The organism is Methylobacterium sp. GC_Met_3, assembly GCF_026540775.1.
Taxonomy (GTDB): domain Bacteria; phylum Pseudomonadota; class Alphaproteobacteria; order Rhizobiales; family Beijerinckiaceae; genus Methylobacterium.
The window spans coordinates 93,434-113,549 of sequence record NZ_JALNUL010000009.1; the positions used below are offsets into that span (position 1 = coordinate 93,434).

The 20,116-nt window shown below is 70.7% G+C and carries 17 protein-coding genes and 2 riboswitches; of the genes, 7 read left to right on the top strand and 10 right to left on the bottom strand.

The features are described from left to right. Positions 1-622: 622 nt before the first annotated feature. The 6 genes from OXS27_RS14020 to OXS27_RS14045 form a co-directional block, all read right to left on the bottom strand. Entirely contained in the window at positions 623-2,362 is a 1,740-nt protein-coding gene (locus tag OXS27_RS14020; protein WP_267356760.1) for a DEAD/DEAH box helicase, read from the bottom strand. 198 nt (positions 2,363-2,560) lie between these two features. Then, entirely contained in the window at positions 2,561-3,349 is a 789-nt protein-coding gene (cobF, locus tag OXS27_RS14025) for a precorrin-6A synthase (deacetylating) (RefSeq protein WP_243916285.1), read from the bottom strand. Between the two features lie 49 nt (positions 3,350-3,398). After that, entirely contained in the window at positions 3,399-4,337 is a 939-nt protein-coding gene (locus tag OXS27_RS14030; protein ID WP_267356763.1) for an ornithine cyclodeaminase family protein, read from the bottom strand. Positions 4,338-4,481: 144 nt separating this feature from the next. Beyond that, complete coding sequence (locus tag OXS27_RS14035; RefSeq protein ID WP_243916283.1) at positions 4,482-5,603, bottom strand: DSD1 family PLP-dependent enzyme; 1,122 nt, start codon at positions 5,601-5,603, stop codon at positions 4,482-4,484. Positions 5,604-5,756: 153 nt separating this feature from the next. Then, positions 5,757-6,896, bottom strand: a complete 1,140-nt coding sequence (locus OXS27_RS14040) for a pyridoxal-phosphate dependent enzyme (RefSeq protein ID WP_243916282.1) — start codon at positions 6,894-6,896, stop codon at positions 5,757-5,759. 159 nt (positions 6,897-7,055) lie between these two features. Then, positions 7,056-8,318: a D-amino acid dehydrogenase gene (locus OXS27_RS14045; protein WP_267356766.1), complete on the bottom strand. Its 1,263-nt coding sequence runs from the start codon at positions 8,316-8,318 to the stop codon at positions 7,056-7,058. Positions 8,319-8,381: 63 nt separating this feature from the next. Then, positions 8,382-8,497: riboswitch (glycine riboswitch) on the bottom strand. Between the two features lies 1 nt (position 8,498). Beyond that, positions 8,499-8,601, bottom strand: a riboswitch (glycine riboswitch). 158 nt (positions 8,602-8,759) lie between these two features. On the opposite strand from OXS27_RS14045, the gene OXS27_RS14050 reads away from it, so the two are divergent. The 4 genes from OXS27_RS14050 (at position 8,760) to OXS27_RS14065 (ending at position 10,967) form a co-directional block, all read left to right on the top strand. Next, positions 8,760-9,116: a hypothetical protein gene (locus OXS27_RS14050; RefSeq protein ID WP_243916280.1), complete on the top strand. Its 357-nt coding sequence runs from the start codon at positions 8,760-8,762 to the stop codon at positions 9,114-9,116. A gap of 122 nt (positions 9,117-9,238) precedes the next feature. Continuing rightward, on the top strand, positions 9,239-9,775 hold the full coding sequence (locus OXS27_RS14055) for a DUF2721 domain-containing protein (RefSeq protein WP_243916279.1): 537 nt from the start codon (positions 9,239-9,241) through the stop codon (positions 9,773-9,775). 248 nt (positions 9,776-10,023) lie between these two features. Continuing rightward, a complete protein-coding gene (locus tag OXS27_RS14060) occupies positions 10,024-10,275 on the top strand; it encodes a hypothetical protein (protein ID WP_243916278.1) in 252 nt (83 codons plus the stop codon). Positions 10,276-10,361: 86 nt separating this feature from the next. Further along, positions 10,362-10,967 (top strand): glutathione S-transferase, encoded by a 606-nt coding sequence (locus tag OXS27_RS14065; RefSeq protein WP_243916277.1) that lies wholly within the window; start codon positions 10,362-10,364, stop codon positions 10,965-10,967. A 175-nt stretch (positions 10,968-11,142) separates the two neighbouring features. On the opposite strand, the gene OXS27_RS14070 is transcribed toward OXS27_RS14065, so the two are convergent. The 3 genes from OXS27_RS14070 to OXS27_RS14080 form a co-directional block, all read right to left on the bottom strand. After that, positions 11,143-11,610 carry a DoxX family membrane protein gene (locus tag OXS27_RS14070; protein ID WP_267356769.1) on the bottom strand — a complete coding sequence of 156 codons (468 nt, stop codon included), beginning with the start codon at positions 11,608-11,610 and terminating at the stop codon, positions 11,143-11,145. Positions 11,611-11,741: 131 nt separating this feature from the next. Further along, entirely contained in the window at positions 11,742-13,799 is a 2,058-nt protein-coding gene (locus tag OXS27_RS14075) for a nitrate- and nitrite sensing domain-containing protein (RefSeq protein ID WP_267356770.1), read from the bottom strand. Positions 13,800-13,900: 101 nt separating this feature from the next. Next, positions 13,901-14,260 carry a helix-turn-helix domain-containing protein gene (locus tag OXS27_RS14080; RefSeq protein ID WP_243916274.1) on the bottom strand — a complete coding sequence of 120 codons (360 nt, stop codon included), beginning with the start codon at positions 14,258-14,260 and terminating at the stop codon, positions 13,901-13,903. 108 nt (positions 14,261-14,368) lie between these two features. Here OXS27_RS14080 and OXS27_RS14085 point away from each other — a divergent pair, with 108 nt between their 5' ends. Together OXS27_RS14085 and OXS27_RS14090 are read left to right on the top strand one after the other, a co-directional pair. Further along, positions 14,369-15,394, top strand: a complete 1,026-nt coding sequence (locus OXS27_RS14085; RefSeq protein ID WP_267356772.1) for a zinc-binding alcohol dehydrogenase family protein — start codon at positions 14,369-14,371, stop codon at positions 15,392-15,394. A 10-nt stretch (positions 15,395-15,404) separates the two neighbouring features. Continuing rightward, positions 15,405-15,830 (top strand): cupin domain-containing protein, encoded by a 426-nt coding sequence (locus tag OXS27_RS14090; RefSeq protein WP_267356774.1) that lies wholly within the window; start codon positions 15,405-15,407, stop codon positions 15,828-15,830. Between the two features lie 129 nt (positions 15,831-15,959). Here OXS27_RS14090 and OXS27_RS14095 read toward each other — a convergent pair whose 3' ends face one another. Continuing rightward, positions 15,960-16,232 (bottom strand): type II toxin-antitoxin system ParD family antitoxin, encoded by a 273-nt coding sequence (locus tag OXS27_RS14095; RefSeq protein ID WP_267356776.1) that lies wholly within the window; start codon positions 16,230-16,232, stop codon positions 15,960-15,962. A 282-nt stretch (positions 16,233-16,514) separates the two neighbouring features. On the opposite strand from OXS27_RS14095, the gene uvrA reads away from it, so the two are divergent. After that, positions 16,515-19,664 carry an excinuclease ABC subunit UvrA gene (gene uvrA / locus OXS27_RS14100; protein WP_267356778.1) on the top strand — a complete coding sequence of 1,050 codons (3,150 nt, stop codon included), beginning with the start codon at positions 16,515-16,517 and terminating at the stop codon, positions 19,662-19,664. The last annotated feature ends 452 nt before the right edge of the window (positions 19,665-20,116 follow it).

Genomic DNA, 20,116 nt, shown 5'->3' on the forward strand with positions numbered 1-20,116 from the left:
TCCTTCGGGGGCCCGCGCGGTGGCTGACCGTGCGGGTCCGGGGACGGGGCGGTGCCCGCGTCGGTGGCTCTCAGCCGCCATCGCCCCGGGCGGCGGACCGGTACGGGGCGTGCCTCGGATGCGGGCGTGAGACCGGGCGGCAGTTTGCCCGGCGGGGGGAGGAAATGCCCCCCGCGCCGACCCGCGTCTGGGCTGACCCTGAGCGACCTGCGGACCCGCCCACGACGAGGCGGGGGACGGCTGGAAGGCCACGGCGCCGATGCGGGTTCCGGGGGTGCGTGCACCCCGCCCGAGACCGCTAACGGGGAGTCGCAGGATCGGGACGTCGGAGACACCGCGACGAGAAAGACGGCACCGGCCGGGGACCATGCCCGGTCGATGCCGCGGGCGCCGCGGGGATCGGATCCCGCGCGTTACTTGGCCGACACCTGGGTCCCCGCGGCGTCCCGCGTCCCTCGTGTTGTTCTTCAGCCATGCCCCCGGCGCCAAAGGCGCGTGGGGACGATGACACGCGTGTCGAAGGGGTGGCCTCGCATGCGGCTTCCATCCAGACGCTTCGGTTGCGGTTCCTTGCTGCCTCCCCACCGTCATAACGCGCGCAACGCATCGACCGGGACCCGTGTCAGGCGGCCGATCCAGCCCGCCGACGGGTATCGCCGAGGATCCGTCCGTCCCCTGCCCGGCACTCGATCTGCTCCGTCAGCCGGCCCGGCCGGATCCGGATCGCCGCCGGTCGGGTCAGGCGATCGGCCCGGTCCAGGAACCCGGCGGTCCTCATGGGCGCGTCCCGGCCGCCGCCGAGGCCGCGCCACCACTGCACCGCCTTCTCGCGCTCGTAGCCGCGCCCCTCGGGGCGCAGGCGCACGGACCAAACGGCGTCCGTGGCGCCATCGCGCCAGCCGAGCACGAGATCGAGCCCGTCCGGCGCGGCCTCCAGGCTCAGGGTCGTGACCGGATGCCAGGGGGCGTCAGGCCATGCCTCGTCCGGCTCCGGGGCAGGGCCGGACGGTCCGTTGCCGCGCGCGCCGGGATCGGCCGACAGGATCGGCAGCTCGTCGTCGGCCGCGGCGTCGTGCGGGGCATCCATCTCCGCGTCCGCCTCCGGCTCGGTCCAGCAGGGCTCGCAGGTCGAGGCGTTCAACGGAATCAGGGCGCCGCAGCCGGGGCAGGGCTTGGCGCGCGGGCCCCCTGCCCCGCCGAGCAGCTGGCTCTGGACCTCTCCGGCGCTCCGGACCGTCACCGCATCCACCGGACCATGCATCCGCACCAGCCCGGCATAATCGAGGATCAGCGCATCGGTCTTGCCGGGGGCGCAGCGCAGGGCCCGGCCGACCTGCTGGACGTAGAGGCCGGTGCTGCGGGTCGGGCGCAGCAGCGCCACGAGATCGACCTCGGGGACGTTGAAGCCGGTGCCCAGCACGCCGACCGAGGTCAGGCAGCGGATTGTTCCGGTCCGGAAGGCGGCGACGATCCGGTCGCGCTCCCGGCGGGGCGTCTCGCCCGAGACGGTCTCACACGGGTAACCCTCCGCCCGCACCGCGTCGCGCACGGCCTCCGCATGGGCGAGCCCGGCGCAGAAGGCGAGCCAGGCCCGGCGCCCGCGCCCGTATTCCGCGAGTTCCGCGACCGCCGCCCGGGTGATCGCGTCGCGGTTGACCGCCGCCTCCAGCTCCCCCGGGATGTAGTCGCCCGCGCGCCGGCCGACCCCCGAGACGTCGAGCTGGGTCAGCGTCGCCTTGGAGACGAGGGGCGCCAGAAACCCCTGCCGGATCAGCGTGAAGGTATCGGCCTCGTAGGCGATGCCGGAGAACAGTCTTTGCGCCCCTTCGTCGAGCCGGCCGGAATCGAGCCGGTAGGGGGTCGCGGTGAAGCCCGCCACCCGCATCCCGGGCCTGCGCGCCCGCAGGCCCGCCAGGAAGCGGCCGTAGCGTGTTTCCGCGGCGCGGGGGATCAGGTGGGCCTCGTCGACGATCACGAGGTCGCGCGGCCCCACCGCGTCGAGCCGTTCGGCCACCGACTGGATGCCGCAGACCAGCACCTGCGCGCCGGCCTCCCGCCGTCCGAGCCCGGCGGAAAAAATCCCGGCCGGCGCCTCCGGCCAGGCGCGGGTGAGTTCGGAGAAATTCTGGGCGACGAGCTCGCGGCTGTGGGTGACGATCACGACCCGGGCGAGGGGGGTCTCGGCCAGGGTCTCCCGGGCCAGGGCCGCGATCACGAGCGACTTGCCGGCGCCGGTGGGCAGCACAATCAGGTGGCCGGGGGCCACCTCGTCCGCCCCGCCCTGCGCCCAGGCCGCCGTAAGCGCGTCGAGGCTGGCGCGCTGATAGTCCCGCAGGTGCAATCCCTGCTCAGGTCGTGGCATGCCCGTCTTCGCCCTAGCCCGGTCGCACGCGGTCCCGGGATCCCAAAGGGCCGAGGCCCTTTGGCGGGGTGTCGGGGCAGTGCCCCGACATCGAGCTTCGCTCGACATCGGGCGAAGCCAGACAGCAGGGCCCTGCCCTGCACCCGCGAAAGGTCTCGACCTTTCGAATCCAGGATTGTCGCGCGGTGGAAGCGCCCTCTAGCGGAGCCCGTCGTCGCTGTCCGTGGCGGCACGGTCACGGCGCAGCAGGTAGATGTCCATGATCCAGCCGTGGCGGGTGCGGGCCTCGGCGCGGACCCGGCGAATCGCGTCGCCCACGCTGCCCAGCCGGCCGGCCATCAGGATCTCGTCCGGGCTGCCGAGATAGGCGCCCCAGTGGATCGTCAGGTCCGGGTCGAGATGGCCGAAGGTCGGGTCGCCGTCGAGCATCACCACGACGCTCTCGGCATCCGCCGGCCAGCCCGCGGCGAGGCGGCGGCCGGTGGTAATCAGCACCGATCCGCCGATGCCGTTCAGCGGCACCCCGTGGCGGGCTGCGAGCACCTGCACGCTCGACAGGCCGGGGATCACCGTGCGGGTGAGGGCGATGCGCCCGTTCGCGGCGATCCGGTCGAGGATGCGCAGGATGCTGTCGTAGAGGGTGGGATCACCCCAGGCCAGGATCGCCCCCACCTGCCCTGCCCCGAGATGAGCCGCGAAGGCCGCCTCTAGCCGCTCGGCCCGGGCCGCGTGCCACGCCTCGACGGTGCTGCCGTAATCGGCCGGGCGGCGCTCCCGGGGCGGGTCGTCCACGGTGACGAGCCGGTGGGGGGTTCGGATATGCGCGGCGCAGATCCGGCGGCGGGTCTCCACGAGGTCGGCGGTCTCGGCGCGCTTGTCGAGCACGAACACCGCGTCGACATCGGCGAGCGCCCGCACCGCCTGCAGGGTCAGGTGCTCGGGATCGCCCGTGCCGATGCCGATCACCCGAATCTGCCGGTCCTGCATGCGCTTCCCTCCTCCGCCGGGGCGGGGGAGGGCCGGCGCCGGCCCTCCCCTACAAGCGCGCGTCGGCTTTGGCGAGGATCGCCCGGGCGATGGTCAGGTCCTGCAGGGCGATGCCGGAGGAATCGAACACCGTGATCTCGGCCGGATCGGTCCGGCCCCCCTCCCCGCTCCGGAGCACGTCGCCGATCGCCCGCAGGCCCGCCTGAGCCTGCGCGGAGGCATGCTGGAACTCGCCGATGGTGCGCGACTGCTCCGGCAGGTCGCAGAACAGGCGGGCCCGCTCCAGCAGCGCGGGGGGCAGCTCCTGCTTGCCCTTGGCGTCCACGCCCATGGCGGCGACATGCGTGCCGGGTCGGACCCAGGCGGCCTCGAACAGCGGCGCGCGGGCCGGCGTCGCCGTGACGATCACGTCGGCCGCTTCGCAGGCCTCCTGCGGCGAGGCCGCCCGCACGTCGAGCCCGGACGCCCCCTGCCGCGCCAGACGCTCGGCAAAGCCCGCGACCTTCGCGGAATCCCGGGCGACCACCAGCACGGTCTTGATCGGCAGCACCCGGGCCAGCGCCGCGGCCTCGAACTCGGCCTGGTTGCCGGCCCCGAACACGGCCAGCACCGCCGAATCCGGCCGGGCCAGCACGCTCGCCGCCACCGCGTCGGCGGCGGCGGTGCGGTAGGCGTTGACGCGGCCCGCCTCGATCACCGTATCGACCCGGCCGACGGCCTGATCGAACAGCAGGATCACCGAATTGTGCCGCGGCAGGCCCCGCTCCGGGTTGCCGGGCCAGAACGAGCCGACCTTCAGGCCGGCATAGTCGGTGGTCGCCCCCGACTTGATCGAGAACCGGTTGGTCGGCTCCGAGCCATGGCCGAGCACCGCCGGGAACAGGGTGGTGCCCGGTGTCACCGCGGCGATCAGCGCCTCCCGGGCCGCGTCGAACGCCATGGCGTGATCGACCAGCGCGGCGGATTCCTCTTCCGAGATGAAGCGCATGGATTCAAGGACCTCCCAAGTCATGGTTTCGAAAGGGCGAGACCTTTCGCGCGTGCAGGGCAGAGCCCTGCTGTTGGCCAAAGCCCCAGTGTCGGGGCCCTGCCCCGACACCCCGCCAAAGGGCCGAGGCCCTTTGGAATCCCCTTACAACGTCATGCCGCGGGCGGTGACCGGCCAGATCGCCTCGACCCGGCCGTTCCGCACGCCGACATACCAGTCGTAGACGTTGACCGTCGGGTCGCAATGGCCAGGGATCAGCTTCAGACGCTCGTTGAGCTTGAGCACGTTGCCGGGATCGCTCAGCACCCCGTGCTCGTCCGAGCACTTGATGTATTCGACATCATTCCGGCCGAACACCAGGGGCAGGCCGCTGTCGATGCTCTGGGCCTTCAAGCCGGCGTCGCAGATCGCGACGTCCGTCTTCGCCTTGCTCATGATCGCCGTGTAGATGAACAGGCTGTTCTCGAAATCGGTGATCGGCCGGCCCTCGGCGTCCTTCACCCGCTGGTAGTCCGCGTCCATGAAGACGTAGGAGCCGCATTGCAGCTCGTTGTAGACGCCGCTGCCGCCTTCCATCGCGAAGCTGCCGGTCCCGGCCCCCGCCACGATGGCGCAGTCGAGGCCCTCGGCCTTGAGCAGGTCGACGGTGCGCTTGGTCTCGTCGATCGCCGTCTGGATCAGGGCCTTGCGCTCGCCGAAATCGCGCACGTGCTGGGCCTTGCCCTGGTAGGCCTGCAGGCCGGCGAAGCTCAGCCCCGGCGCCGCCGCGATGCGCTTGGCGATGGCGACGGCGGGCTCGCCCGGCGCGACGCCGCAGCGGCCGGCGCCGACATCGATCTCCACGAGGGCTTCGAGGGTGACGCCGTACTGAACCGCCGCTGCCGAGAGGTCGTCGACATTGCCGAGGTCGTCGACGCAGACCAGCACCCGCGCCCGCTTGGCCAGCGCCGCGAGGCGCTCGATCTTCCGGGGCGCGGTCACTTGGTTGGAGACCAGCACGTCGCGGATGCCGGCGCTGACCAGCGCCTCGGCCTCGCTGACCTTCTGGCAGCAGACGCCGCAGGCGCCGCCCCGCTCGATCTGCATCACGGCGATGTCGGAGGACTTGTGGGTCTTGGCGTGCGCCCGGTGGCGCAGGCCGCGCTCCTTCATGAAGCCGCCGAGCTTGTCGATGTTGCGCTCGAGGGCATCGAGATCGACCAGCAGGCAGGGGGTGTCGACGTCCTCGACCGACATGCCGACGCTGGCGGGGATGTTGTTGCGCATGGGTTTTCCTCCTGGTCGTCGCGGTTATGGTTCGCTAGAGCGTTTTCCGCCGAAGTGGACACCGGTTCGGCGAAAGAAAGCGCGCCAAAACAAAGACTTGGAGCCGTGCTCGAGTGCGGCGCGATCGGGCACGGCTCTAGTCCCGTCAGCGGCTCACGGGGCAACACCCAAAAGTTCGGCGATGCGCGGCGTCGCCTTGATGCCGGTGCCGGTGAGCACCACCACGGTGGTCTCGTCGGGCCGGATCGCGCCGCGTGCGGTCAGGTCGGTGAGCGCGGCTGCCGCCATGGCGCAGGTCGGCTCGACGTAGAGGCCCGACCGGGCGAGCTCCATCAGAGCCGCCTCAATCGCCGCCTCGGAGACCGCCACGGTGCCGCCGCCGGAGCGGCGGAGCGCCGCCAGCACCGCGCGGCCACGGACCGGCTGGGCGATCGAGGCGCCCTCGGCCAGCGTCGGGCGCGGGGTGACCGGCACGAAATCCTCCGCGCCGGCCTCGAAGCCCGCATGCAGGGGCGCGCAATGGACCGGCTGCACCGCGTAGAGCCGCGGCAGGCGGGCGATGGCGCCCCGGCGCAGCAGCTCCGAGAAGCCGATATCGCAGCCGAGGATGTTGCTGCCCGCCCCGCAGGGGATGATCACGGCGTCGGGCGCGGAAAACCCCAGATCCTCCCACAGCTCGTAGGCCAGCGTCTTGGTGCCCTGGAGGAAATGCGCCTGCCAATTGTGGCTGGCGTAAAAGATCGAATCCGCCTGTCGCACGGCCGCGTCGGCGGTGTCCTGGCGGGTGCCGGGGATCAGCTCGACCTCGGCACCGGCGGCCCGCATCTGCACGGTCTTGGCCGGCGAGGTCGAGGCCGGGACCAGGATCTTGGCCCGCATCCCGGCCGCCGCCGCATAGGTCGCCACCGCGGCGCCGCCGTTGCCGGAGGAATCCTCCAGCACCGCGTCGACACCCTGCTGGCGCAGGATCGACAGCATCACGGACGCGCCCCGATCCTTGAAGCTGCCCGAGGGCGCGAACCATTCGAGTTTGAAATGCGCGTGGCCGCCCCGCCAGGGCCGGCGCACCAGCGGGGTGCAGCCCTCCCCGAGGGTCACCGGATCGGAGACCGCCACCGGCAGCGCGGCGGCGTAGCGCCAGAGCGAGCGCTCGGCCGTTTCGATCTCGGCCCGGCCGATCCCCGGCAGGTCGGTGATCATTAGCGGCCCGCCTCTCTCCGAGCGCCAGCGCGGCGTCTCGATCGGGTAGGTCGCCCCGGTGGCGGGGTCGATATAGGCGGGAGACGGGGGCATCGCGGCTCGGCTTCCGGGGGGCTGTTCGAAAAGAGAATACAAAATAATGTTGGGCGGCGCGCCCCCTATCGGGGACATGACGGCGCGCCGCGATGTTCGTCAGGGCTCTGCCCTGACAACCCGCCAAAGGGCCTCATGCCCTTTGGAATCCCGGGATTCTCACGCCGCGAGCGGCAGGGTCGTCCGCTCCGGCGCGTGCTCGGCCGCGATCGCCTCGGCGACAAGTTCGGCGGTGGCCCCCGAGAGGGTCCAGCCGAGATGGCCGTGGCCGGTGTTGTAGAACACCCCCGGCCGGCGACCCCGGCCGACCTTGGGCAGCATGTTCGGCAGCATCGGGCGCAGGCCGCTCCAGGCCACCACCCGGTCGGTGTCGACCGACGGGAACTGCTCCCGGGTCCAGTCGACCAGCGGCTGGATCCGGTCGTGGCGGATGTCGCGGTTGAACCCGTTGAACTCGGCCGTGCCGGCGACCCGCAGTCGCTCGTCGCCGAGGCGGCTAGTGACGATCTTGGCCGCCTCGTCGAGAATGCTCACCTCGGGCGCGGCCCTCTGCGCCTCCGGCGTCAGCAGGTTCACGGTGATCGAGTAGCCCTTCACCGGGTAGACGTTGACCCGGTCCCCGAGCAGTGCCGCGAAGTGCCGGCTGGCGCAGCCCGCGCAGATCACCACCGCGTCGGCCTGCAGGACCTGCGGCGCATCCGTCGCATGCCCGGTCTGACGCCAGCCGACGGCGTAGCCCCCCTCCCCCGGCGCGATCGTCGCGACGTCGGCGTCCTGGACGAAGCGGACGCCCTTGCGCGCGCAGGCGGCGGCCAGGCCCCGGGTGAACTTGTGGATGTCGCCGGTGGCGTCCGACGGTGTGAAGAAGCCGCCGTGATAGCGGCCGGCGAGCGTCGGCTCGATCGCGCGGATCTCCTCCGGGGTCACGGCGTAGCGCTCCAGGCCGCCCTCCCGCAGCAGGGCGTTGACGTCCGTGGCCTTCTCGAAGCTCACCCGGTCCCGGTAGAAGTGCAGGATGCCGCGGGTCTTCAGGTCGAAGTCGATCCCCTCGGCCTCCGCCATGGCGAACAGCGCGGTGCGCGCCTTGAGCGCCAGCCGCACGGTCGCCACGGTGTTCTGCCGGTAATGGGCGATCTCGCGCATGAACTCTGCCATCCACGACAGCTTGTGCCAGGAGAGGGTGGGGTTCATCAGCAGCGGCGCGTCGCGACGCATCATCCACTGCACGCCGTGGAGCACCGTCGAGAGCTTGTTCCAGACCTCGGCGTTGCAGCCCGAGAGCTGGCCGCCATTGGCGAAGGAGGTCTCCATGGCGGCGTAGCGCTGCCGGTCGAGGACGGTGACGCGGTAGCCGCGCTGGGCGAGCGCATAGGCGGTCGTCACGCCGGTGATGCCGGCGCCGATTACGGCGATGTGGGTCATGGGTGGAACTCCGGAACGAGGACGCGTGGAGGCCGCCTTCGAGCGGTCGGCCGGTTGCGCGCCCCATCTGTCCCGGTGCCTGAGAGCTTGATCCGCGTCCGGCCCTGGCGAGGCCTTGTCGCGAACGTCCCCTTCGGCGGGTGCCCACGGGCTTCCCCGCTGCACCACTCTCCAGATTGCCCTGACGACACGGTTCCGGTGCCTGAGAGTTTCCGGGGCGGTTGCTCCGTCGGCGCCGGGTCCCCCTCTCTGGGTGGATCCCGGTCTCTCCCGCATCGTCGCGATGGGCTGACCTCTCGATACGCCGATTCGGCGGCCCCGGAGAAGCCCGGATCCCCGGCACCCTGCCGGTTCCGCAGACAGCGCGTGCCGGCTGTCACCGGTCGGGAGCGATCCCGGCCGCCGGCGGTTGAAAGGGGATCCGAAGGCGGAGACGCCCCGATGCTGACCAGGACCGCGATCTACGAGGGCACGGTGCGCGAGGGCCGGGAGGAGGACTTCTTCCGCCGGGTGCGGGATGAGCTGGAGCCGTTCTGGCGGCGCTTCCCGGGCGTCACCGCGGTGCGGGTCCAGCGCCTCGTCTCCAAGGATGCCGATGCCCGGCCGATCGCCATGATCCTGGAGATGGATTTTCCCGATCAGGCGGCGCTCGACGCCTGCCTCGCCTCCCCGATCCGCCCGGAATCGCATGCCGCCACCGAGGCGGTGATGCAGATGTTCGAAGGGCGCTTCTACCATCTCGTCAGCGAGGGCCGGACCCTGCCGCTGAGCGAATCCGGCTCGGTTCAGGGGGCCTAGGGCGCTCTGGGCCGAGCACTCCGACGCGCCTGCCCGCCGCGGGTCCGGGCCGGGAACAGCCCGCGCAGGTGCCGGTTTGCCGGAGGGTCGACCAGTCGATCATCCCATGCCGAAAGCCCCGAATGCCGATGAATCTCGACCTCGCGAAGGTGCTCACGACGGTCGGGCCGGCGGCCTCGATCATTTTCGCCGCGTGGATCTTCGTGGCCTTCCTGCAGACCCGCTACGACGCCGCGGTGGAGCGCTACCGCGACCTGATCGAGAAGTTCAGGACGTCGGACCTGTCCGGAAGCCGGAAGGCCAACATGCGGGACGAGATCCTCAACTACAAGCGCCGCTGCGAGCTGATGAACCGCGCCACCGGATGCGGCCTCGTCTCCGCGATGCTGCTGATCTCGACGATGATCTTCGGCGGCCTGTCGATCGTCTTCCAGGATATCGGGCTGCTCAAGCTGGCGAGCATGGGCACCGCCCTGCTGGGCTTGCTGCTCGTCATCGCCGGCGCGGTCATCGTGGCCCTGGAGGGGCGGATCATCCGCCGGCAGATTCACAGCGAGTTGCTGGATATCCCGGATCTGGCGCACGGCATCAATCAGGATCCCGGCGCCATCGATGATCCGCAGCGACGCGGCCAGGATCGCGTCCCGGTCCGACCGTAGGGCGCGTCTGCGAAGGACACATCGGAACAGGGGCGAGCGCTGCGCATCGCGGATGGCCGCCCTGGCCTGCACCTTGATCGCGGATTGCTGCCCACCAAGGGGATTTATCTGTCGTAAACCAATACGTATGGGATACATTGAATTTTATACAAATCGCTGTGATGATATTTGAGTTGAGCCATCAGTATTGAGGCTATCGGTGTGGCTCCGGCCGGCCGGATGTAGGTCGAGTACAGGCAGGCAGCGCGATGGCGAAGTGGATACCCGGCGCGGCCGTGTTCGGTCTCCTGTGCCTGATGATCATCCCGGCCCCCGGGATCTGGGGCGTGCTGATCGGGGCCACCTGCGTGCTGGCGATCATCGGCAGCCTGTTCATGCTCGTCCTCGACCGGGTGGCGACCGCCGTCCTCACGTGGCGCGCGCGGCGCCTCACGCGACCCACGCAGTCACGCCGGACCCAGGTGGTGCATGCCGGCTCCGGGATGACCCGGAAAGCCTGAGGCTGAACCGGGGACTGGATTCCCCGTCCCATCGGTGCAAGGTCCGGCGCCGCTGCCGCGGCGCCACGACCAACCGGGACGGTCCGATGAAGCTTCTCTACTCCCCCGCCTCCCCGTATGCCCGCAAGGTGCTGGTCCTCGCCCACGAGACGGGGCTGATCGACCGGATCACCGTCACCGCCGCCACGGCCTCCCCGACCGGATCCGCCGCGGAGGTCGCCGCCCACAATCCGCTCGGCAAGATTCCCGCGCTGATCCTCGAGGACGGGACCGCCCTCTACGACAGCCGGGTGATCTGCGAGTACCTCGACGGCCTCTCGGACGGCCCGCACCTGTTCCCCGAAGGCGCGGCACGCTGGGACGCGCTGACCCGGCAGGCGCTGGCCGACGGCCTGCTCGATGCGGCGCTGCTCACCCGCTACGAGCGCGTGCTGCGCCCGGAGGAACGGCGCTGGGACGCCTGGGACGCGGGCCAGATCGGCAAGATCACGGCGGCCCTCGACCGGTTCGAGGCCCTGGCGGCCGATCTGCCGGCGCTCGACATCGGCACGGTCGCGCTTGGCTGCGCACTGGGCTACCTCGACCTGCGCTTCTCCGATCTCGCCTGGCGGGACGGCCGGCCCGCCCTGGCGGCGTGGTTCGCCGTGGTGGAGCGCGAGCCCGCGATGGCCGCCACCGTGCCGAAGGGCTGAGGGCCTGTCGTGGTTTCGAAACGGCGAGCCCTTTCGCGGGTCCAGGGCAGAGCCTGGTGCCGGACGTCGTCTGGTGCCGGAGTTGTCCGGTGTCGGTCTGCGCCCGAGACCGTCAGGGCCTTGCCCTGGCAACCCACCAGAGGGCTCGCCCTTTGGGAACCCGGACTCGACCGCGTTAGGGCCGGGATGGGGCCGCGTAGGGATGGGTCGAGCCGAGGGGATCGGCGAGGAAATCCTGGACCGTCCCGGCGCCGGTGCCGAAGGTGATGAGCAGGAAGCCGCCCGCGAGCGCGAAGTTCTTCAAGAAGTCCCAGAACAGTTCGCGACCCTGGCCGCCGGCCCAGAAATCACCCGGTGCCCAGAACTGCTTCCACAGCAGCGCCGTGACCCCGCAATAGCCCGCGAGCACGAAGGCGGCGGCCCGGTCGGCGGTGCCGGTCAGGATGCACAGTGACATCCCGATCTCGACGGTAAGCCCGACGAGGATCAGCAGCGTGGCGGGCGCGGTGGCGTGCACGGCCTGGCGCGCCTGCCCGACCGCGCCCTTGAAGTTCAGGATCTTGTCGAGGGCGCTGAACGGCAGGAACAGCAGCACGAGGAGCAACCGGATGCCGAACGCGATCGCGACGCTGAGACTGGCCATGGGCGTGAGATGCGTTCCGATCCGGCCCCGGGGCCCTCGCGTGATCAACTAGGGCGTGATCGGGGAAGGGGAATTCGGTTCGTCGAGGCTGAACGCGACCGGGCACGGCTCCGGGGCCGAGCCCCCTCCCCTCAGGCCGCCCGCACCTGCTCCAGAAACCCCGTCACGGCCTCGCGCAGGGCACCCGCCTGCCGGGAGAGGTTGCCCGCCGCCTGCAGCACCTGGGCCGAGCCCTGGCTCGCGGTGTCCGCCGCCTCGCCCACGCCCGTCATGTGCCCGGAGACTCCGCGGGTGTCCTGCGCGGTCTGCGCGGTGGTCCGGGCGATCTCGGCGGTGGCCGCACCCTGCTCCTCGACCATGGCGGCGATCTCGGCGCCGATCTGGGCGAGGTTGCGGATCACCGCGGTGATGCCGCCGATCGACCGGACCGAAGCCTCCGTGGAACCGGTGATCTCCGCGACCTTGGCGCCGATCTCCTCGGTGGCCCGGGCGGTCTGGGTGGCGAGGTCCTTGACCTCGGCCGCCACCACGGCGAACCCCCGGCCCGCCTCGCCGGCGCGGGCCGCCTCGATCGTGGCATTCAGCGCCAGCAGGTTGGTCTGGCCGGCGATCTGCGAGATCATCGCGACGATCTCGCCGATGCTGCCGGCGGCCTGCGCGAGGCGCCGGATCTCCCCGGCCATGCCGTCCGCGTCCCGGGTCGCGGCGGCCGCGAGGTCGGCCGAGGACCCGACCTGCACGCCGATCTCCTGCACCGAGGCGGTGAGTTCTTCCGTCGCCGCCGCCACCGTATCGGCCGAGCGCGCGGCCGAATCGGCGGATACGGCCACCGCCCGGCCGAGGTCGGTGGTGTCCTGGGCGGCCCGGGCCATGCCGCGGGCCGAGGCTTCCAGCTGGGCCGCGGCTGCCGAGACCGCCCCGACAATGCCGCCGACCTGGCGCTCGAAGCTGCCGGCGAGGCCGAGGGCGACCGCGCGTTGGGCCTCGGCGGTCTCGGCGGTGAGCCGCTCCTGCGCGGCCCGGGCGGCGCGGCGCTCGGCGACGCTGTCGCGGAACGCCAGGGCCGCCGCAGCGATCGCCCGGACCTCGCGCGGGCCGCCCGACGGGATCGCCAGCTCGGCCGCGTCGTCCGTGGCCTCGTCCCGGCCGATCGCCGCCAGAACCCGGGCCATCCGGGCGAGGGGCCGGGCGATGGCCGTGCCGAGCCAAACCGCCAGGCCCGCCGCGAGGGCGAACAGGGCCAGTCCCCCGACGCTCCACAGGGTCAGCATCCGGTCGGCCCGGGCGCGCACGGTACCGGCGGCGGCGACGAGGTCGCCGGTCAGCCGGTCCTCCACGCCCTTCAGGGCGTCGATCCGCTGCGTGGCGAGGCGGAACCAGGCCGGCGCGTCGCGGAACGCCAGAGGGGCGCCCGGCATCGTCTCCTGGGCGGCCTGGCGCAGGCGCGCCACCTCCCGGGCCGGCTCGGTCGCCTCCGCGGCGTCGAGCAGCGCCGCCTGGGGGCCCTCGGCCCCGGCCCGGAACAGGCCCGCATAGGTCGCCTGCTCGGCCGAGAGGGTCGCGAGGCGGCGCGCCGCCGCCAGATCCAGGCTGCCCGACGCGAAGGCGGCCGAGGCGGCGGCCCGCTCCTGGCCGGCGGCCTCCTTGAGCGCCAGGAAGGCCGCGTAGGCGTTGGCCCGGGCGGCGAGACCGGCCTCGTCGATCACCCCGCCCATCGCCCGCACGAGGCCGAGCCCCTCGCCGATCAGGCCGGTGTAGAAGCGCGCCGCCTCGGGGGGGCTGGGTGTCAGGGCGTCCACGGCCCGGCGCTGTGCCGCGAGCTCAGTCAGCGCCCGAGCGAACCCTGCCCCGCGTGCCGCGAAGGCTGGGCCAAAGCCCGTGGCGGCCACCATGGCCTCCGGCAGCCCCGCCAGCGCCGCATCGGTGCGCTGGCGCTGGGCCGCGAGCTCCGGCCCGAACTGCGCGCCCTTCGCAGCCAGGAACAGGCTGGAGGCGCCGCGCTCCCGCTGGCCCTCGTGCACGAAGGCGCTGATCCGCGAGGCGAGGCCGACGAGGCTCTCCACCCGGTCCATCTCGGCGCGGCGCGCCCATTGGTCGGAGACGGCCAGACCCGCCGCCCCCGCGAAGGCGAGGCAGGGGGCGAGCGCCACCGCCAGGATGCGGGCGCGGAGCGAGGACAGGAGCAGCATGGGACGATCTGGTACTGTACGGAAAGTGACGGTTCACCATCCCGCCAAGTGTTGAACATCCGGTTATAGATCCCCGCTGCGATTCGATCGGATCTGCTCGATCACGCGGCGTTCTGGGCGGGATCTGCCTGTCCGGCATGCAGATCGCCCCAGGTCTTCAGGGCGCGGATGACAGGTTCCAGGGAGCGACCGCGCTCGGTCAAGCTGTATTCCACCTTCGGGGGCACCTGAGCATAGATTGTTCGCGTGATCAGGCCGTCCGCCTCCATCTCGCGCAACTGATTCGTGAGCATGCGCTGGGTCACGCTGGCCAGCCGCCGCCGGATCTCGCTGAACCGCAGGGTCCCCTCCAGCAGGTGGTAGAGGATCACACCCTTCCACTTGCCGTCGATGAACCGGAGGGTCGCCTCGACGGCGCAGCCCGGGCTGCAGGCGCCGGTATGGTGACGGGTGCGGGCCATCGCGGTCTCCCATGGTATCGTTTTCGGCACTATCGGCCTTTTATGTGCGTACTTGCGGCGCGCGAAGGGCCGCGGCATCTCCTGCCTGACAAGCCGGAGGAGATCACGATGCGTGCCGTCGGATACCGCAAGTCCCTGCCGATCACCGATCCCGAAGCCCTGGTCGCCCTTGACCTGCCGCAACCGGAGCCCGGCCCCCGCGACCTGCTGGTGAAGGTCGAGGCGGTCTCGGTGAACCCGGTCGACACCAAGGTCCGGCGCCGGGCCGAGCCGGAGGCCGGCGGCGTCAAGGTGCTCGGCTGGGACGCGGCCGGGACCGTCGTTGCCGCGGGCGCGGAGGTCCAAAACTTCGCGGTGGGCGACGCGGTGTTCTACGCCGGCGACCTCACCCGGCCGGGCACGAACGCGGAATACCATTGCGTCGATGCCCGCATCGTCGGGCACAAGCCCCAGAGCCTCGACTGGGCGCAGGCCGCCGCCCTGCCGCTCACCGCGATCACCGCCTGGGAAACCCTGTTCGACCGGCTCGACGCGGGCAAGCCGGTGCCGGGCGCGGCCCGGGCGATCCTGATCGTCGGCGGCGCGGGCGGCGTCGGCTCCGTGGCGATCCAGCTCGCCCGGGCGCTCACCGACCTCACCGTGATCGCCACCGCGTCGCGGCCCGAGACCGCGCAATGGTGCCGGGACCTCGGCGCCCACCACGTGGTCGACCATGCCAAGCCGCTCGCCGCCGAGGTGGCTTCCCTCGGCCTCGGCGCCCCGGGCCTCGTCTTCTCCACCACCAACACCAACACCGACGCCCATCTCGCCGAGATCGTGGAGCTGATCGCCCCGCAGGGCCGCCTCGCCCTGATCGACGATCCGGAGCAGCTCGATGTCGGGCTCCTCAAGCGCAAGAGCCTGTCGCTGCACTGGGAGTTCATGTTCACCCGGTCGATGTTCGCCACCGCCGACATCGCCGCCCAGGGCGCGCTCCTCGACGAGGTGTCTCGCCTCGTTGATTCCGGGCGCCTGCGCACCACCCTGGGGGAGCATTACGGACGGATCGACGCTGCGAACCTGAAGCGCGCCCACGCGCTGATCGAGAGCGGGCGCGCCAAGGGCAAGATCGTGCTCGAAGGCTTTTCGGAGTGAGGGGGACGGGATGGCCGAAGCGGCGGGAACCGGCATCTTCGATGTGGCGGCGCTGGCGGCGTCCCTGCCCGACAGCGCAAAAACCCTCTTGGTCGACACCTACCTGACCGACCGAGAGGCGGCGAGCGCCCGGGTGTTCCGGATCTACCGGCCGACCCCGCCGCACTATCACGCCACCTGCGACGAGTATCTCTACTGCCTCTCGGGCCGGGGCACGGTCTGGTTGGGGGATCCGGACACTGTCACGGCGTTCGGCCCCGGCCAGCTCCTGTTCTTCGAGAAGGGGACCGTTCACGCCATGCCGACGATCGAGCCGGAAGAGCCGATGGTGTTCCTGTCGATCGACACGCCCCGGCGGGCGCCCACCGACATCATCTTCGTAAACCCGGAGGACGGGACGCCCGCGACCTTCATGGCGCGCAACGCGGAGGGGTGAGGCGTCACACCTGCAGGGTCGCTCGGCCGGAGCCAGCACACCGGCATAGGCTTCTTGCTTGGCCGATACCGAAGTGCCGCGAGCCAGGGACGGCGACAGATCCGCTTCAACCCTCGCCGTGAGGGTGGCTCACGCATCCGGTGATGGGTCGTCCTGCGCGTACTTCCTGGCCCGGGCGAGAATATCAGGCACCTTAAAGTGGCTCGATCCTCCGGCGCGGGCCTCGTCGACGATCTGACGCAGATCCTCAAGCGTCAGTTCGGCCTGGGTCCGCCGCTCGTGGTCACGGCGCACGAGGTCGCGGGTCTCATCGCTGGTGCCGGCATAATCGCCCTGTTTGATCTTTGCTTGGAGCTGCTCCTTCATCGTCGGGTTGGGCAAGGAAATCGGTATGGTCGCCATGGGGCCTCCATCATTCGACCGGCAGAGTCGCGATCCCAACGATAAGCGTTTTTAACAAGCTCATTGACGGGCCTGAGCGTCGATGACGTCAACCGCATCGCCGCTGCACGGAGCGGTTGCCGCCGTACGCGTTTCGTTCTAGCAAGGGCGGCGCATGTCGGGCCTGCGTCCCGCCGGCCGCACCTTGCCGTGGGCCCTTCGGGCTCGACATGAGTCGGAGCGGCGGCTGGCCCGCGCGCATCCGATTCGACTTCGTCGACGCCTCGAAAGACCGCCGCCCTCATGGCCAAAGCCCAAGCTGGAAGTCGTGCCGCAAGCCGCGCTGGTGCCGCGAACGCCGCGCCCAAAGCTGCCGCCGAAACGCCTTCCAAGACGGCTCCGAAGGCCCCCATCGCCGTCAAGGCGGCCCAGCCCAAAGCCGCACAGGCCAAAGCTGCCCAGGCCAAAGCTGCCCAGGCCAAGCCGGCCCGCGCGAAATCCGAGGCCGCCACCGACGCCAAGCTCGCAGCCTTGTTCGACGCCGCGCCGGCCTCCGCCCATGACCGGCGGGTCATCGCGGTCCGCGGCGCCCGGGAGCACAATCTCAAGAACGTCGACCTGACCATCCCGCGGGACAAGCTCGTGGTGTTCACCGGGCTCTCGGGCTCGGGCAAGTCGTCGCTCGCCTTCGACACGATCTACGCCGAGGGCCAGCGCCGCTACGTCGAGTCGCTCTCGGCCTATGCCCGCCAGTTCCTGGAGATGATGTCCAAGCCCGACGTCGATCAGATCGACGGGCTGTCGCCGGCCATCTCCATCGAGCAGAAGACCACCTCCAAGAATCCCCGCTCCACCGTGGGGACGGTCACCGAGATCTACGACTACATGCGCCTGCTCTGGGCGCGGGTCGGCATCCCCTACTCGCCCGCCACCGGCCTGCCGATTGAGAGCCAGACCGTCCAGCAGATGGTCGATCGGGTGTTGGAGCTGCCGGAGAAGACCCGGCTCTACCTGCTCGCCCCGGTGGTCCGCGGCCGTAAGGGCGAATACCGCAAGGAAATCGCTGAATACCAAAAGAAAGGCTTTCAGCGGTTGCGCGTGAACGGCGAGTATTACGCCATCGACGACGTGCCTAAGCTCGACAAGAAGTTCAAGCACGACATCGACGTGGTGGTCGACCGGATCGTGGTCCGGGCCGATATCGGCTCGCGGCTGGCCGATTCCTTCGAGACCGCGCTGGAACTCGCCGACGGCATCGCAGAGGTCGTGTTCGCCGACGCCCCCGAGGGCGAAGCGCCCCGGACCATCACCTTCTCGTCGCGCTTCGCCTGTCCGGTCTCGGGTTTCACCATCGCGGAGATCGAGCCGCGCTTGTTCTCGTTCAACAACCCGTTCGGCGCCTGCCCGACCTGCAGCGGCATCGGCCACGAGATGCGGATCGACCCCGAGCTGGTGATCTCCGATCCGGCCCTGAGCCTGAAGCGCGGCGCGATCGGCCCCTGGGCGAAGTCGACCTCGCCCTATTACGGCCAGACCCTCGACGCGCTGGCCGAACATTTTGGCTTCAAGACCAGCGTCCCCTGGCAGAGCCTCTCGGAGACGGCCCGCGCCATCGTACTCTATGGCTCCGACAAGCAGTCGATCCGCTTCGCCTACGATGACGGATTACGCAAATACACGGTCAACAAGCCGTTCGAGGGCGTGATCCCGAATCTGGAGCGCCGCTACAAGGAGAGCGACTCGGACGCCGTCCGAGAGGAGATCGGGCGCTTCATGAGCGAGACGCCCTGCGCCACCTGCGGCGGCAAGCGGCTGAAGCCCGAGGCGCTGGCCGTGAAAATCGCCATGGCGGACATCGCCGATGTCACGGCTCTCTCGGTGAGCGAGGCGCACCGCTGGTTCTCCGAGCTGCCGGAGAAGCTGACGCCTAAGCAGAACGAGATCGCGGTCCGCATCTTAAAAGAGATCCGCGACCGGTTGAGCTTCCTGGTGGATGTCGGCCTGGAATATCTGACGCTCGCCCGCGGCTCCGGCTCGCTCTCGGGCGGCGAGAGCCAGCGCATCCGCCTCGCCTCGCAGATCGGCTCGGGGCTGACCGGCGTGCTCTACGTGCTGGACGAGCCCTCGATCGGCCTGCACCAGCGCGACAACGAGCGGTTGCTCGGCACGCTCAAGCGCCTGCGCGACCTCGGCAACTCGGTGATCGTGGTCGAGCACGACGAGGACGCGATCCTGCAGGCCGATTACGTGGTCGATGTCGGCCCGGGCGCCGGCATCCACGGCGGCGAGATCATCGCGCAGGGCACCCCCGCCGAGGTCCTGGCCAACCCGGCCTCGCTCACCGCCAAGTACCTCACGGGCCAGATGTCGGTTCGCACGCCGACCGCGCGTCGAAAAGGCCGGAAGGGCAAGCTCGGGCTGTTCGGCGCAAGGGGCAACAATCTCAAGGACGTCGACGTCGAGATCCCGCTCGGCACCTTCACGTGCATCACCGGCGTCTCGGGCGGCGGCAAGTCGACCCTGGTGATCGACACCCTCTACAAGGCCGTCGCCAAGAAGCTGAACGGCGCCCTGGAGCACCCGGCGCCCTACGGGCGGCTGGAGGGGCTGGAGCACCTCGACAAGGTCATCGACATCGACCAGTCGCCGATCGGGCGCACGCCGCGCTCGAACCCCGCCACCTATATCGGCGCGTTCACGCCGATCCGCGACTGGTTCGCCGGCCTGCCGGAGGCCAAGGCCCGTGGCTACCAGCCCGGCCGCTTCTCGTTCAACGTCAAGGGTGGGCGCTGCGAGGCCTGCTCGGGCGACGGCGTCATCAAGATCGAGATGCACTTCCTGCCGGACGTCTACGTCACCTGCGACGTCTGCAAGGGCAAGCGCTACGACCGCGAGACCCTGGAGGTGAAGTACCGGGGCAAGTCGATCGCCGAGGTGCTGGATTCCACCGTCGAGGAGGCGGCCGAGCTGTTCAAGGCGGTGCCGGCGATCCGCGACAAGCTCGAGACCCTGAAGCGGGTCGGCCTGCACTATGTCCATGTCGGCCAGCAGGCCACCACCCTGTCGGGGGGCGAGGCGCAGCGGGTGAAGCTCTCCAAGGAGCTGTCGAAGCGCGCCACCGGCCGCACCCTCTACATCCTCGACGAGCCGACCACCGGCCTGCACTTCCACGACGTCGCCAAGCTGATGGAGGTGCTCCACGAGCTGGTCGACCAGGGCAACACCGTGGTGGTGATCGAGCACAATCTCGAAGTGATCAAGACCGCCGATTGGGTGATCGACATGGGTCCCGAGGGCGGCGACGGCGGCGGGCGGCTGGTGGCGCAGGGCACCCCCGAGGAGATCGCCCGCGCGAAGGCCAGCCATACCGGCCGGTTCCTGCACGAAGTACTGGAGCGGCGCCCCGCGGCGCCAGTCGCCGCCCGCGCGCCCCGCCGAAGCGCCGCCGAGTAGACGGCGCTGCGGTGCGGGCGCCGGTCCACGCCCGCCGGACGCGGCAGTTTTTGCCGGGTGCCGGCCCAGATCGGTCCCCGCGGATGGTGATTCGAGCCGTCACCCGGCGTTTCGCGCCCGGCGCGGGCCCGTCCGGACGCCGATCGGGGCCGGATCCGGACCGAAGCGCCCGAGCCCGCCCCCTGCGCGATCATCCGCCGGGGCTTGCCGGATTCTCCCGCGATCCGCGGCGACAACAGCTTGACCGTTCAACGATATTTTGCCGGAGACGGCCTCCCGAACCCGCCTTGTGGATAGTGTTGCGCCGCCGCAAATATGCGGCTTTTGGGCAACGGTTGGGCCGGTTTTGGCATTCGAGCGAGCATTCCACTGTCTTTCCGAGGGTCTCTGTAGAATAGTCGCAGACGTTGAGACGGGCAGGCTCCGTGGGGGCGCTCGGTAGGTCCGAAGCC

Coding starts and splice junctions, on each gene's coding strand:
- OXS27_RS14045 (WP_267356766.1), bottom strand. CDS start 8,318: ATGACCCACATCGCCGTAATCGGCGCCGGCATCACCGGCGTGACGACC.
- OXS27_RS14030 (WP_267356763.1), bottom strand. CDS start 4,337: ATGCGCTTCATCTCGGAAGAGGAATCCGCCGCGCTGGTCGATCACGCC.
- OXS27_RS14035 (WP_243916283.1), bottom strand. CDS start 5,603: ATGCGCAACAACATCCCCGCCAGCGTCGGCATGTCGGTCGAGGACGTC.
- OXS27_RS14060 (WP_243916278.1), top strand. CDS start 10,024: ATGGCGAAGTGGATACCCGGCGCGGCCGTGTTCGGTCTCCTGTGCCTG.
- OXS27_RS14095 (WP_267356776.1), bottom strand. CDS start 16,232: ATGGCGACCATACCGATTTCCTTGCCCAACCCGACGATGAAGGAGCAG.
- OXS27_RS14065 (WP_243916277.1), top strand. CDS start 10,362: ATGAAGCTTCTCTACTCCCCCGCCTCCCCGTATGCCCGCAAGGTGCTG.
- OXS27_RS14020 (WP_267356760.1), bottom strand. CDS start 2,362: ATGCCACGACCTGAGCAGGGATTGCACCTGCGGGACTATCAGCGCGCC.
- cobF (WP_243916285.1), bottom strand. CDS start 3,349: ATGCAGGACCGGCAGATTCGGGTGATCGGCATCGGCACGGGCGATCCC.
- OXS27_RS14055 (WP_243916279.1), top strand. CDS start 9,239: ATGCCGATGAATCTCGACCTCGCGAAGGTGCTCACGACGGTCGGGCCG.
- OXS27_RS14070 (WP_267356769.1), bottom strand. CDS start 11,610: ATGGCCAGTCTCAGCGTCGCGATCGCGTTCGGCATCCGGTTGCTCCTC.
- uvrA (WP_267356778.1), top strand. CDS start 16,515: ATGGCCAAAGCCCAAGCTGGAAGTCGTGCCGCAAGCCGCGCTGGTGCC.
- OXS27_RS14040 (WP_243916282.1), bottom strand. CDS start 6,896: ATGCCCCCGTCTCCCGCCTATATCGACCCCGCCACCGGGGCGACCTAC.
- OXS27_RS14080 (WP_243916274.1), bottom strand. CDS start 14,260: ATGGCCCGCACCCGTCACCATACCGGCGCCTGCAGCCCGGGCTGCGCC.
- OXS27_RS14075 (WP_267356770.1), bottom strand. CDS start 13,799: ATGCTGCTCCTGTCCTCGCTCCGCGCCCGCATCCTGGCGGTGGCGCTC.
- OXS27_RS14090 (WP_267356774.1), top strand. CDS start 15,405: ATGGCCGAAGCGGCGGGAACCGGCATCTTCGATGTGGCGGCGCTGGCG.
- OXS27_RS14085 (WP_267356772.1), top strand. CDS start 14,369: ATGCGTGCCGTCGGATACCGCAAGTCCCTGCCGATCACCGATCCCGAA.
- OXS27_RS14050 (WP_243916280.1), top strand. CDS start 8,760: ATGCTGACCAGGACCGCGATCTACGAGGGCACGGTGCGCGAGGGCCGG.